Here is a 12,051-nt window from a genome sequence, read left to right as displayed (position 1 = left end):
AATCAATGACTGTTTTCTTACAAAATTCATTATAAAGCGTCTCTGTAGCTTCTAAGCATGGTGAATTTATCTCAAAATATACTCACGACTGGCGAACAGTCTTCAATAAGATGCGTTCCCCCTGCCATCCGGCTCAAGTCGATGTTTATTACGAAGATATTACGATCGGCTACTGGCGCACTGTCAAGTTTTCTGGAGCTTTACCAGCGCAGCGGATCAATGAGTTGCTGCAAAGGGTGGAAATATTGCAGAAAGCTGTGATGTTTTCCCGCGAAGAAGCTAATAATTCTGAAGTTGAAGAACAGAGAGTAGGAGAGAGAATTTTTCAATTTATTTTCCGCTAATTGCTTGCTTTTTTGATAGTTATGGTTTAAGATATAAACAGAGTACAAGCTCAATCTCAAACTTTAATTTAAACCGTACAACTGTGACAGTGCAGGTTCGAGTCCTGTCCCTTCTACCTAACCTAGAGGGTAGCCCAATTGGCAGAGGCAGCGTTACGTACAAACTCAATAGCAAGTTATCACTCTAAACTCAGCATTCACCGCCGATCGCCAAAACGAATGTCAGAACTACGTCATCGAGGTTGCTGGTTCAATTCCAGCCTCCCCAACCAAACACTGGGGAGTAGCTCAATCGGTAGAGCGCGATGAGATTAATCTTAAATCCTTGACTTAAATGTGGTAGCGTGTAAAATGGCCGGTAATAGAAACCCAGTAGTAAGGTCAGAACTACTGGGTTTCGCGCTAATAATTGAATCAATCCGTTAAATCCGTCAGTCCAGGACGCATCAAGACAGATGATTTACTGCATCAATCCTCAATGCGAACAACGGGAAAATACTGCTGCTACTCAAAATTGTCAGGCTTGTGGCACGGCTTTACTAATTGCCGATCGCTATCGTATCATCAAGCCAGTGCGATCGCCCAATCCCGCACGCCCCACAGACATCTTTGAAGTCCAAGATTGGGGAACCGGGGAAAACGAATGGGGAACTGTCAAAGTTTTAAAAGTCTTGAAACACACACACAATCCCGATTTACTTCGTTTGTTTCAACAAGAAGCGCGGGCATTAATTTGGCTAGGAGGAAAGGGAAGAGTTCCCCAAGTCGAACCAGACGGTTATTTCCAAATCACAATCCCCCATAACTCCCAAAAATTGTCTTGTTTGGCGATGGAAAAAATTATTGGCGAAAACTTGGCAGAATTTCTAACTAAACATCAGTACATTTCTCAAACATTAGCTGTTGATTGGCTGCAACAAATGCTCTATATTTTGGAGGCAATTCACAAATATCATTTAGTACATCGGGATATTAAGCCATCCAACCTGATGCTTGCAGCGGATGGGAAATTGCGATTAATTGACTTTGGGGCTGCAACAGAAGCGGGGATTGATACGACGCCTGTAGGTTCTGCTGGATACTCCGCGCCCGAACAAATTGCAGGTAAACCAGAAGTGCGATCCTCTTCGAGGGCTTCGCTAACGGACTTTTTTGCCCTGGGGCGTACTTTTGTGCATTTATTGACCGGTTTACCGCCGATCGACTTTCCCGTAAATCCTACAACTGGTAAGATTAATTGGAGAAACCAGGCTGTAGGTGTTGACCAGTCATTCGTAGAGTTGATCGACCAATTGATGGAACCGCTACCCGAAAACCGACCAGAAAATACCCAAGTTATTTTAGAAAAACTCAAAAATATAGAGCTTTTGATTGCCGGCGCAGAACCGAAGTAATAATCACCGTGATAGTAGCACTAGCAATCAAAGTAAAAGCAAGCTGCACAACCCATTGAGTCGCTTGCTGGTAGTTGGAAAAGCGATCGTTGAACTTCTCGACATCAGTCGCTAGGTGGTCAACACGGGTTGATAGGTGGTCTAATTTTTCGATTACATTTGTCAGTGTTGGTTCGGTGGATGGTGTGGCAATCATCTCTGGTTTCTCAACTCAATAATTCTATGATATCAGAGCGGAATTGCCGATCGTAAAAAATAGTAAGGTTCGTCCCGAGCTACAATCTGCAAATTTCATCGAACATCTCACAAGGTTCGTAGTGCGGACTTAAGTCCGCAGCTTTTTGCGGACTTAAGTCCGCACTACAAACTGTTTTTTATGATAATCGAGCAGACATGATATGACGCACCCTACAAGTTGATAGAACACAATATAGTCTTTCGATTCCTTGCCCAATGCCCTGTTTGGCCTTCTTCCCAATTCCCGATGCCCAATTCCCTGTTTGCCCAATTCCCTGTTTGCCCAATTCCCAATCAATAAATCTCTTCCAACCTGCGAAAATCCCGCTCAACTTCCGCCCACAAAGCCCGATTGTGAGGGTCAGTTTTCACCGCCTTTTTCAAATAAATTCTCGCTTTGTCAACCTGCTTTTCTCCGATCAAATGCCGTCCCCAGCGCTGATAGGCGATCGCCTGCCACTGTCGCACCTCCCGATCTTCGGGCATCCGCTGGGCCAAACCCTCAATTAGGGCGATCGCCCGCGGAAACCTCTGATATTTCAGCAACTGTTGCAGTTCAAAATAAGCATCTTTTTTTAACTTTTCTTCCGCCGGAGACAGATCCGGCCGTTCTTCAGCGGGTTCTTGTTTCCGACTCACCTTAACTTGTTGGGGTTGAGCTTTCACCGCCTCTGCTGGCGGTGTCGGAGGAGGTGGCACAGTTGAATTGGCAACTTTCGACTCCGCAACATCGGCGGGGGCAATATTCACCAGGAACTTATAAGCCTCAGTAATAGTAATAAACTTATTCTTAGCCTGTTCGTTTCCCGGATTCACATCGGGGTGATACTGTCTGGCTAACTTTCGATAAGAGGCCTTAACTTGCGATAAACTCGCACCAGATCTTAGCCCTAACTGTCGGTAATAATCTGCAATATCCATTTACCATGAATCAAGTTTTATAATACCATTAAATATGGCAGAATCCTTAAATGTAAAGATTCTGCCAAAATTTACTGCGAACTAGGGTAGTGCGAGGGTTGTCCGCACTACTGAAGCCGAAAAAATAACTTACGGACGATCTTCTACCACTTTGTCGATCAAGCCGTATTGTTTGGCTTCCTCGGCAGACATGAAATAGTCCCGATCCATGTCTTTCTCAATTTTCTCGATCGGCTGCCCGGTATTGCTAGCATAGATACCGTTGAGTTGGTGGCGCAGTCGCAGAATCTCCCTAGCCTCAATCTGAATATCCGTTGCTTGTCCCCGCGTGCCCCCAGAAGGCTGGTGAATCATAATCCGCGAGTGAGGCAAAGCCAACCGTTTGCCCTTCGTACCGGCAGCCAACAGGAAAGAACCCATCGAAGCAGCCAAGCCCACACAAATCGTCACCACGTCGGATTTAATGTGCTGCATGGTATCAAAAATAGCCATGCCTGCCGACACCATCCCGCCGGGGGAATTGATGTACAAAATAATATCTTTGCCCGAATCTTCCGAATCGAGATACAGCATCACCGCGATGATTTGATTGGCAATTTCATCGTCGATGTCCTTACCCAAGAAAATAATCCGTTCCCGGTAAAGGCGATCGTAGATATTAATCCACTGAGTATCATAACCACCCGGCATTTTGTAGGGAACTTTTGGCACACCTATAGGCATAATTCGGAACTCCGTTTAGTTGTTAATCGGCCAAAGAGGGCATTGGGCATTGGGCATTGGGCATTGGTTACTTGTTATTAGTTACTTGTTATTAGTTACTTGTTATTAGTTATTTCTTGGTTTGGAGTTTTTGGTGATAATAACCAATAACCAATAACTAATAACCAATAACCAATAACTAATAACCGAGTTAGATAACTCCCGCAGCAACGGGTTTCGGCAATTCTTCGGAACTTTCAAGAACCCGATCGATCAAACCGTATTCTTTAGCCTCCTGAGGCGTCATGTACAGCAACCGATCCATATCTTTAGCAATTTTGTCGATCGGTTGGCCAGTACAGCTTGCCAAAATATCGAGCATCGTCGCCTTATTTGCCAGCACTTCCTTCGCCCGAATTTGAATGTCGCTGGCTTGACCTCGCGTGTAAGCCTTGGGTTGGTGCAATACAATCGAAGCGTGCGGCAAACTCGCCCGAAAGCCCTTTGTACCAGCCGCTAACAGCATCGCAGCCATGCCCATTGCCGAACCGAGACAAATAGTCTGCACGGGCGGCTTAATATACCTGATCGTGTCGCAGATAGCAAAAGCTTCCGTTTCAAAGCCGACGGGTTCGCCGCTGTAACCAGAAGTGCCGGTCGAGTTGATGTAGATTTTGATCGGCTTATCCGGGTCTTCGTACTGCAAGAACAACAGTTCAGCGATAATGAGTTCTGTTACCGCAGGCACTAGAGGCATACCCAGATAAACGATCCGCTCCTTCAGCAACAGGGAAGGTAAATCAGGAGGCGGTGTCCGAGAGTTGCCTTCCCCGTAGTATTGCGATTGCACAGCTTTAATGGGTGTTTTCATCGAAAATGTTGCCTAAACTGATGGAGCTATTCGTGAAGTACCACTACTTGCTTCGCTAAGTCAGGGCTTCCAACACAGCTAACAAGGACGGTCTTATTCGTCTTTCGGGTTTGCCACTTCATCCGCCGTTGCCTCTATCCTGCAAGCAAGATTTTGGACTTACGCAGCGTCCATAGCCAGCAGTCCGCCTTCCGCAGACCGAAATATCTGAGTCGTACCTATACCATGTCCATCCTGTGCCTCATCCTACTACCATCATTGGTGTTTCAGAACGAGCGGGTCAGCGGGCTAGGTCTTCTCCAATCTCTGCCGAGTACATACTTTAATTACCCAAAGGGTGGCCTCTTAGTCAGTTGGATGGGTCGCAACCAAAATTATTATATCAAATCTCTTAGATGGCTGCCCTAAGCCCAATATATGATTTTTCGTCTTGTCGCCCATCCCTGCCTTCGGAGAGCTACTTTTGTAATATTAGTCTAAGATCCTAAAAGTACAGGGATCAAAGGCAATCCCACCATCCCTTCAAAACATGAAGGATTACTTTTTTTAACTGGGATGCGAATCCATGGATTCAACGGTTGGCGTTGTTGTCTGGACTCAAAAAACACATAAAGTATTGCGTGTCACTCTAACGGGAATTTGAGCTTACAAGAGACAGATATCGTTTGCATCATAAACTTATTATACTTCATCTACACAGTTTGAGGAAGGCGTTATACCCAGCCCCGCCTTCCTCCCTGCCCACAAGGGGGCAGGGTTTCCAGGCGGGAATACCTTTATGAAAGTTAGTTTGCTCCCTGCTTTAAATGACCCCAATCTTGATGCTGCTGCGCCATCAACCCAGCGCCAGCTAGCCGTTTCAGTGTCGGCGACGGCTAGCGCGATCGACTCCAGCGTACCTTTAAACCTGTGCCTGATTCTCGACCACAGCGGCTCGATGGGCGGACGCCCCTTGGAAACCGTCAAACAAGCCGCCGGACGGTTGCTGGACAGGTTAAAACCTGGGGATCGCTTTTGTGCGGTGGCTTTCGATCACAAAGCCAAAGTCCTTGTCCCCAATCAAGTGGTGGGAGATCCTGCCAGCATTAAACGGCAAATCGAGCAATTGCGCCCCGCCGGTGGCACAGCAATTGATGAAGGCATTAAGTTAGGTATTGAAGAGTTGGGGAAAGGCAAAAAAGAAGCAATATCTCAGGCGTTTCTGCTGACTGACGGCGAAAACGAACACGGCGACAACAACCGCTGTTTGAAGTTGGCGAAACTGGCCGCTGAGTACAACATGACTTTAAATTCTCTAGGATTTGGGGATAACTGGAACCAGGATATTTTGGAAAAGATTGCTGATGCCGGCGGCGGTGCTTTGGCTCACATTCAGCGGCCCGAAGATGCGGTTGATGAGTTTGGCAAGCTGTTTACTCGCATCCAAGGTGTAGGTTTGACTAATGCTTATTTGCTATTTTCGCTGATGCCAAAAGTGCGGTTAGCCGAACTAAAACCGATCGCGCAAGTTGCTCCCGATACGATCGAATTACCGGTGCAGCAAGAGGGCGATCGTTTTATGGTGCGTTTGGGAGATTTAATGAAGGATGTAGAGCGAGTAGTTTTGGCTAATATTTATATTGGACAGTTGTCGGAAGGTACGCAGGCGATCGGGCAATTACAAATTCGCTATGACGATCCGACAGTCGGTGAAGGTTTGCTTTCCGATCCTGTTGCAGTTTCGGCTAATGTCCTAAAAGTTTATCAGCCTGCACTTAACCCGATGGTACAGCAGCACATTTTAGCTTTGGCTAAGTACCGCCAAACTCAACTCGCAGAAACTAGACTGCAACAGGGCGATCGCGCGGGTGCTGCCACCATGCTACAAACGGCAGCTAAAACTGCTCTGCAAATGGGCGATAAAAGTGCCGCAACTGTCCTGCAAACCTCTGCTACTCGTTTGCAGTCGGGTGAACAATTGAGTGAAGCCGATCGCAAGAAAACTCGCATTGCTTCTAAAACTGTTCTTAAGTAATATTATTTTTGCTTAATTGCGATCGGTTTTATTGTTCGTAGTAAGGACTTTAGTCCTAATTGACTAAAAAATTGAGAGAGGACTGAAGTCCTTACTACGAACCTGGGAGGACTGAAGTCCTTACTACAAACCTGGGAGGACTGAAGTCCTTACTACGAACCTGGGAGGACTGAAGTCCTTACTACGAACCTGGGAGGACTGAAGTCCTTACTACAAACCAGTTTATAATGTTTGTACCACCTATTAAGAGTGTTTGTATGAGCCAGACAATATCTGATAAAGTACGCTGGACTACCGCCGATTTAGAACTATTGCCCGATAACGGCGATCGTTACGAAATTATTGATGGAGAGTTATTTGTGACTAGAGCACCGCATTGGGGTCATCAACAAGCTATAGGCAACCTCTACCAAGAACTTAATACTTGGTCGCGAGAGACTAATTTAGGACAAGCAGGAATCAATCCAGGTCTTATTTTCACCGATGCCAATAACGTAATTCCCGATCTAGTTTGGGCAAGCAATGAAAGCTTGGCTATTTTGCTAGATGAAGCCGGACATTTAACCGGCTCACCTGAGTTAATTGTTGAAGTGTTATCTGCCGGCGCAGAGAATGAAAGACGCGATCGAGATTTGAAACTCCGACTCTATTCAGTGCGTGGAGTACAGGAATACTGGATTGTGAATTGGCGGTTGCAGCAAATTGAAGTTTATCGCAGGGAACAAGCAAGTTTAAGATTAGTTGCTACGCTGTTGAGCGCTGATGAATTGACTTCACCTTTGTTACCTGGTTTTAGTTGTTCAGTCGCTCGGATTTTTGCCTAGATTATTTGTCAGTAACTCAGATCTAAAGAGACTGAGCTTGTAACAAATTGCAAGCTGTGCTGACCAGCCTAAGTCTTAACTGACTACGTTATCTGAGTCACGACACCAGGCGAATGCGAAGCTAGTTCCCTGCTCTGTCATCTGCAATTAAACAGTCTTAAAGTCACTGAGGCAGTGTTGCAGATCTAACAAGCTCTTATAACATTGGCGAAGCTAACATTACACGCAAGTGGAGGGACACAACAATGTCCAATTTTATTTTCGTACTTGATACAAACAAGAAACCGCTCACACCTTGCAAGCCATCAATGGCTCGTAAGTTATTAACTGCTGGTAAAGCAGCAATCTTCAGAAGATTCCCTTTCACCATTATTCTCAAAAAAGCAGTAACAGCAACCGTCAAATCGATCGCTCTCAAATTAGATCCAGGTTCAAAAATTACAGGCATCGCATTATTGCAGGGTGAAAAAGTGATTTTTGGTGCAGAGTTAACCCATCGAGGTCAAACTATTAAAGCAAGTCTTGAATCTCGTCGCTCACTGCGTCGAGGAAGGCGAAATCGCCATACTCGTTACCGTCAAGCAAGGTTCTTCAACCGTACCCGCAAAAAAGGTTGGTTAGCGCCATCCTTGCAGCACCGTGTAGAAACAACCCTGACTTGGGTCGATAAATTACGCAGGCTTGCACCTATCGGTTTAATCTTTCAAGAGCTGGTCAGATTTGACCTGCAACAATTACAAAATCCTGAAATCTCAGGCATTGAATACCAGCAAGGCGAACTACAAGGCTACGAAGTTCGGCAATATTTGCTTGACAAATGGAACAGGAAATGCGCTTACTGCGACCTTGAAAATGTACCTTTACAAGTTGAACACATTCATCCAAAAGCCAAAGGCGGAAGCAATCGAATTTCTAATCTCTGCCTTGCTTGCGAGAAATGCAACCACAAGAAAGGTGTTCAAAATATTGAGCAATTCTTAGCCAAAAAACCTGACATTTTGAAACAGATTCTTGCACAGGCCAAACGTCCACTTAAAGACGCTGCTGCCGTAAATTCGACCCGATGGGCGCTGTTCTCTCGACTGAGAGAAACGAGGTTGCCTGTTTTGACTGGTTCGGGGGGACTGACTAAGTTCAATCGTACTCGACTACAATTACCTAAAACTCATTGGCTTGATGCTGCACGGGCGATCGGTCAAATTGAATCGCTAGAGGTATTAACAAATAAACCACTGCTAATCAAGGCGACTGGACACGGGACTCGTCAAATGTGTCGCACAGACAAGTTTGGCTTTCCCTCTCGGTACGTTCCGAGAAATAAGTTTGTTAAAGGTTTTCAAACGGGCGACATCGTAAAAGCAATCGTCACCAGTGGCAAGAAAATAGGTGAATATGTTGGTCGGGTTGCAGTTAGATCGACGGGTTCGTTCAATATCTTAGCATCAGAATTGGTGCAAGGGATTAGCCATAAATACTGCAAAATAGTTCACAGAAAAGATGGCTACAGTTACGCATTTTAAGACTGACGGGGACTGAAGTCCCCCGCGTCGTTTTCCTAGAAAGGGCTAAAGCCGCGCTCGTTTCCCGCATCCCCTATTAATTTTATGAAACTATTTTACAGAGCGATCGCACTTTGCGGATTTTTTACCGTTTTTGGCGGCATATCCCCTGCCATTTCTACTCAAAATTCACCAATACTCATCGTTCAAAATTCGGCAGAAGACTTATTTAACACTGCTTTAGCCAAGTCAGAGGCGGGAGACATCCCAGGGGCGATCGCAGATTACACCGCAGCTATTGCCATCAACCCCAACTACGCCAAAGCTTATAACAAACGCGGCATCATTCACGGCCGCTATCTCAAGGACTACCCAGCAGCCAAAGCCGACTTCGATCGCGCCATTGAAATTAACCCGAAGTATGCCGATGCTTACTACAACCGTGCGAAAGTCCGCTATTTATTAAAAGACAAACCGGGCGCGATCGCCGACTATCAAAAAGCCGCCGATTTTTATCAAAAAGACGGCAAGCCAGAAGATTATCAAGATGCAATAAAACACCTGCACAGGCTGCTATTATAAATGTTTTGGGAAACAGGTTATAATATAACCACAGCTTTAAAATTTTCAAATTATGACCTTAAGCAAAAGTTACAACTACGCCTCCCATGAAGACTATTTAGAAGGGGAAAAATTTAGCCCGATCAAACACGAATACAGACAAGGAGAAATCTACGCAATGGCGGGAGCAAGCGATTCTCATGAGACAATTGCAGGCAACTTATTTGCGCTGCTGAGAAACCACGTTCGGGGTACAGGATGCCGCATTTACATAGGAAACATGAAAGCCAGAATTGAGCAAGCAGACGTGTTTTACTATCCAGACATCATGGTGACTTGCGACGAAAGAGATAGAAGCCTTGAATATTTCAAACGCCACCCGCGCTTAATCGTAGAAGTTCTATCTCCAACAACAGCATCATTCGATCGCGGAAATAAATTTGCCGACTACCGCACCATAGAAACTTTGCAAGAATACGTAATTATCAATCAAGAAAGAATCGGTGTAGAATGTTATCGGCGCAATGCAGAAGGGCGCTGGGAACTTTACCCTTACGTTGCTGGCGAAGAAGTTCGCTTGGCTAGCGTAGACTTTCAATGCCCGATCGCCCAAATTTACGAAGATGTTCTAGGAATCAGTTAAAATAGTCGATCGCACAAACACCAAAAATTCATCTGCGTTCATCAGCGGTTGAACACTCGAAATTCACCCCGTCAAAAAATGCCTGCAACTTCCACCGTCACTGTCACCGTACCCGCCACAACCGCCAACCTCGGCCCTGGTTTTGACTGCATCGGCGCCGCTTTAAGCCTCCACAACTCCTTCCAATTCTCTCTCCTCGAACCCCCAGCAACCGAGAAACTAAAAATTACAGTTACGGGTGCCGAAGCAGCCAAAGTCAAGACAGACGACAGCAATCTCGCTTACCAAGCCTTTGTCAAGTTATACGAATACCTCCGTCAATCCCTTCCACCAGTCGCCATACACATAGATATGCAAGTGCCCCTGGCTAGAGGTTTGGGAAGTTCCGCAACAGCCATTGTCGGCGGGTTAGTAGGTGCAAATGAATTAGCCGGAAAGCCTTTGAGTCAGGTGGAAGTGATGCAGTTGGCGATCGAACTTGAAGGGCATCCTGACAATGTTGTTCCTGCTTTGTTGGGGGGGTGTCGCCTTGCTGCTACAAATACACCCCCCCAACCCCCCCTTGCTAAGGGGGGGCTAAGAGAAGAATCCGTGCTTATCAAGGAGGGGCTAAGAGAAGAATCCCCTCTTACTCCCCCCCTTAGCAAGGGGGGGCAGGGGGGGGTTCTTTGGCAAATTTGCGATATTCCGTGGCATCCTGATATTGTGCCCGTGGTAGCGATTCCTGATTTTGAACTTTCTACTGCTGAAGCGCGCAAGGTTTTGCCAACAGATTACAGCAGGGCTGATGCGATTTTCAATGCGGCACACCTGGGTTTATTGGTGCGGGGGTTGGCTGCGGGCGATCGCAATTGGCTACGTTGCGCCCTCCAAGACAAAATTCACCAGCCTTACCGGCGATCGCTGATTCGGGGATATGAAGCTGTGCAAGAAGCTGCGTTGAATGCAGGGGCTTGTGGGATGGTAATTAGCGGTGCGGGGCCGACGCTTTTGGCTTTAACGGATGTTACTAATGCTGTTGCGGTTGTGAGGGAAATGGCGGCGGCTTGGATGGAATTTGGGGTGAAGGCTGATGTCAGGGCGATCGCGATCGATACTCAAGGCGCACAAATCTCCAGTTAGTTGCTGGCAAGGTGTGTAGCCTTTCGGGCGATCGTATCTTAAAAATTCGCCATCATCTAAAAATATTAAGACTAGCACCTTGACATTCCACATATCTTTATGTAAGATATTCTTACATAACGTAAGAAAAAGTCGTGCTATGAACCCAAAAGATGTGGAGGTAAAGCTTGTAGCGGTGCTTCAGGATATCCAAAGCGTTAGCGGATACGACGGAAGCGGAATCATCGCAACCACCTGCCCTCTTAATGACCTTGAGGGGTTTGACAGTATGCTTTGGCCTGTCGCGATTGGTATGCTTGCCATTGCACTGGAAGTGAACATTCCAAACCACAAAAACATTTTTCTCTCGAAGGATGGCAATCGACGACTTACCATCAGCGAATCAGCAGTTATAGTCTGCGAGAGCGTGAATAAAGGAGAGACTTAAATATGAGTCATACAGATAAAAAAAAAGCAATTATCGCGAACCGCATTCGTGAAGCTCGTAAAATGGCTGGCCTCTCGCAGGCTCAGGTAGCCAAGATTCTGGGTATTCATCGACCGTCTGTTTCAGAGATAGAAGCTGGGAATAGAAGCGTTTCTGCCGAAGAAATGGCAAAACTTGCTGAAATTTTTGACGTGAGTATATCGTGGCTAATAGGTGAAGGAGCAGAAAAAGTTGATGTCCGTGATAACAAACTTCAGCTTGCAGCCAGAGAACTTCAAAAGTTGAAACCAGAAGACCTCGACAGACTTTTAACAATTCTTGCCTCAATGCGAAGTGGAGGAGAAAAAGTGTGATCAATAAAATTACTTACTTCGCCAATTCAAATCTGAAGTGCAACAGTGTCTGATGTATGTCCATAGAATACTTCAAAAGGGGTTCGATAGTCAAGCGATTTCCTCGGTCGATTGTTAATCAAATCCACTGCCTTTTCTA

Annotated in this window: 14 protein-coding genes, 1 tRNA gene and 1 pseudogene; 11 read left to right on the top strand and 5 right to left on the bottom strand. The window is 45.9% G+C overall.

Annotated features, from left to right (window positions below):
- Positions 1–110 precede the first annotated feature (110 nt).
- The 3 genes from QZ918_RS31665 (at position 111) to QZ918_RS31655 (ending at position 1,738) form a co-directional block, all read left to right on the top strand.
- Positions 111–344: a DUF7873 family protein gene (locus QZ918_RS31665; RefSeq protein WP_293342737.1), complete on the top strand. Its 234-nt coding sequence runs from the start codon at positions 111–113 to the stop codon at positions 342–344.
- 123 nt (positions 345–467) lie between these two features.
- Positions 468–616, top strand: a tRNA-OTHER gene (locus tag QZ918_RS31660).
- Between the two features lie 183 nt (positions 617–799).
- Positions 800–1,738: a serine/threonine protein kinase gene (locus tag QZ918_RS31655; RefSeq protein ID WP_293342734.1), complete on the top strand. Its 939-nt coding sequence runs from the start codon at positions 800–802 to the stop codon at positions 1,736–1,738.
- Here QZ918_RS31655 and QZ918_RS31650 read toward each other — a convergent pair.
- The 4 genes from QZ918_RS31650 to QZ918_RS31635 form a co-directional block, all read right to left on the bottom strand.
- Entirely contained in the window at positions 1,695–1,934 is a 240-nt protein-coding gene (locus QZ918_RS31650; protein ID WP_293342732.1) for a ssr2422 family thylakoid membrane protein, read from the bottom strand. The two genes, QZ918_RS31655 and QZ918_RS31650, sit on opposite strands and share 44 nt — an antisense overlap.
- A 335-nt stretch (positions 1,935–2,269) precedes the next feature.
- Entirely contained in the window at positions 2,270–2,896 is a 627-nt protein-coding gene (locus QZ918_RS31645; RefSeq protein ID WP_293342729.1) for a J domain-containing protein, read from the bottom strand.
- 129 nt (positions 2,897–3,025) lie between these two features.
- Complete coding sequence (locus QZ918_RS31640; RefSeq protein WP_293342726.1) at positions 3,026–3,619, bottom strand: ATP-dependent Clp protease proteolytic subunit; 594 nt, start codon at positions 3,617–3,619, stop codon at positions 3,026–3,028.
- 190 nt (positions 3,620–3,809) lie between these two features.
- The gene (locus QZ918_RS31635) at positions 3,810–4,469 is read right to left on the bottom strand and encodes an ATP-dependent Clp protease proteolytic subunit (RefSeq protein WP_293342723.1); all 660 of its coding nucleotides are present in this window, start codon (positions 4,467–4,469) and stop codon (positions 3,810–3,812) included.
- Between the two features lie 778 nt (positions 4,470–5,247).
- Here QZ918_RS31635 and QZ918_RS31630 point away from each other — a divergent pair.
- The 8 genes from QZ918_RS31630 to relB all read left to right on the top strand — a co-directional run bounded on the left by QZ918_RS31630 (position 5,248) and on the right by relB (position 11,912).
- Entirely contained in the window at positions 5,248–6,483 is a 1,236-nt protein-coding gene (locus tag QZ918_RS31630) for a vWA domain-containing protein (protein WP_293342720.1), read from the top strand.
- Positions 6,484–6,740: 257 nt separating this feature from the next.
- Entirely contained in the window at positions 6,741–7,307 is a 567-nt protein-coding gene (locus QZ918_RS31625) for a Uma2 family endonuclease (protein ID WP_293342717.1), read from the top strand.
- Positions 7,308–7,552: 245 nt separating this feature from the next.
- Complete coding sequence (gene iscB, locus QZ918_RS31620) at positions 7,553–8,827, top strand: RNA-guided endonuclease IscB (RefSeq protein ID WP_293342714.1); 1,275 nt, start codon at positions 7,553–7,555, stop codon at positions 8,825–8,827.
- Positions 8,828–8,911: 84 nt separating this feature from the next.
- Positions 8,912–9,388, top strand: coding sequence for a tetratricopeptide repeat protein (locus QZ918_RS31615; RefSeq protein ID WP_293342711.1), 477 nt, complete (start codon positions 8,912–8,914; stop codon positions 9,386–9,388).
- A gap of 52 nt (positions 9,389–9,440) precedes the next feature.
- Entirely contained in the window at positions 9,441–10,010 is a 570-nt protein-coding gene (locus tag QZ918_RS31610) for a Uma2 family endonuclease (RefSeq protein WP_293342708.1), read from the top strand.
- Positions 10,011–10,088: 78 nt separating this feature from the next.
- Entirely contained in the window at positions 10,089–11,132 is a 1,044-nt protein-coding gene (gene thrB / locus QZ918_RS31605) for a homoserine kinase (RefSeq protein ID WP_293342705.1), read from the top strand.
- A gap of 139 nt (positions 11,133–11,271) precedes the next feature.
- Positions 11,272–11,559, top strand: a complete 288-nt coding sequence (locus QZ918_RS31600) for a hypothetical protein (RefSeq protein ID WP_293342702.1) — start codon at positions 11,272–11,274, stop codon at positions 11,557–11,559.
- 2 nt (positions 11,560–11,561) lie between these two features.
- Positions 11,562–11,912 carry a type II toxin-antitoxin system RelB family anti-toxin gene (gene relB, locus QZ918_RS31595; RefSeq protein WP_293342699.1) on the top strand — a complete coding sequence of 117 codons (351 nt, stop codon included), beginning with the start codon at positions 11,562–11,564 and terminating at the stop codon, positions 11,910–11,912.
- 26 nt (positions 11,913–11,938) lie between these two features.
- Here the strand turns inward: relB and QZ918_RS31590 are convergent.
- Positions 11,939–12,051, bottom strand: a pseudogene (locus tag QZ918_RS31590) (IS30 family transposase); the annotation flags it as partial.

Origin of the sequence: Microcoleus sp. CAWBG58, assembly GCF_020883045.1 — a bacterium.
Classification (GTDB): Bacteria; Cyanobacteriota; Cyanobacteriia; order Cyanobacteriales; family Microcoleaceae; genus Microcoleus.
The sequence above is the reverse complement of the archived record's forward strand: the minus strand, read 5'-3'. Positions and strand labels throughout refer to the sequence as shown.

Excerpts from the sequence above, each read along its gene's own strand:
- QZ918_RS31665 (WP_293342737.1), top strand. The coding sequence starts at position 111 with ATGCGTTCCCCCTGCCATCCGGCTCAAGTCGATGTTTATTACGAAGAT.
- QZ918_RS31655 (WP_293342734.1), top strand. The coding sequence starts at position 800 with ATGATTTACTGCATCAATCCTCAATGCGAACAACGGGAAAATACTGCT.
- QZ918_RS31650 (WP_293342732.1), bottom strand. The coding sequence starts at position 1,934 with ATGATTGCCACACCATCCACCGAACCAACACTGACAAATGTAATCGAA.
- QZ918_RS31645 (WP_293342729.1), bottom strand. The coding sequence starts at position 2,896 with ATGGATATTGCAGATTATTACCGACAGTTAGGGCTAAGATCTGGTGCG.
- QZ918_RS31640 (WP_293342726.1), bottom strand. The coding sequence starts at position 3,619 with ATGCCTATAGGTGTGCCAAAAGTTCCCTACAAAATGCCGGGTGGTTAT.
- QZ918_RS31635 (WP_293342723.1), bottom strand. The coding sequence starts at position 4,469 with ATGAAAACACCCATTAAAGCTGTGCAATCGCAATACTACGGGGAAGGC.
- QZ918_RS31630 (WP_293342720.1), top strand. The coding sequence starts at position 5,248 with ATGAAAGTTAGTTTGCTCCCTGCTTTAAATGACCCCAATCTTGATGCT.
- QZ918_RS31625 (WP_293342717.1), top strand. The coding sequence starts at position 6,741 with ATGAGCCAGACAATATCTGATAAAGTACGCTGGACTACCGCCGATTTA.
- iscB (WP_293342714.1), top strand. The coding sequence starts at position 7,553 with ATGTCCAATTTTATTTTCGTACTTGATACAAACAAGAAACCGCTCACA.
- QZ918_RS31615 (WP_293342711.1), top strand. The coding sequence starts at position 8,912 with ATGAAACTATTTTACAGAGCGATCGCACTTTGCGGATTTTTTACCGTT.
- QZ918_RS31610 (WP_293342708.1), top strand. The coding sequence starts at position 9,441 with ATGACCTTAAGCAAAAGTTACAACTACGCCTCCCATGAAGACTATTTA.
- thrB (WP_293342705.1), top strand. The coding sequence starts at position 10,089 with ATGCCTGCAACTTCCACCGTCACTGTCACCGTACCCGCCACAACCGCC.
- QZ918_RS31600 (WP_293342702.1), top strand. The coding sequence starts at position 11,272 with ATGAACCCAAAAGATGTGGAGGTAAAGCTTGTAGCGGTGCTTCAGGAT.
- relB (WP_293342699.1), top strand. The coding sequence starts at position 11,562 with ATGAGTCATACAGATAAAAAAAAAGCAATTATCGCGAACCGCATTCGT.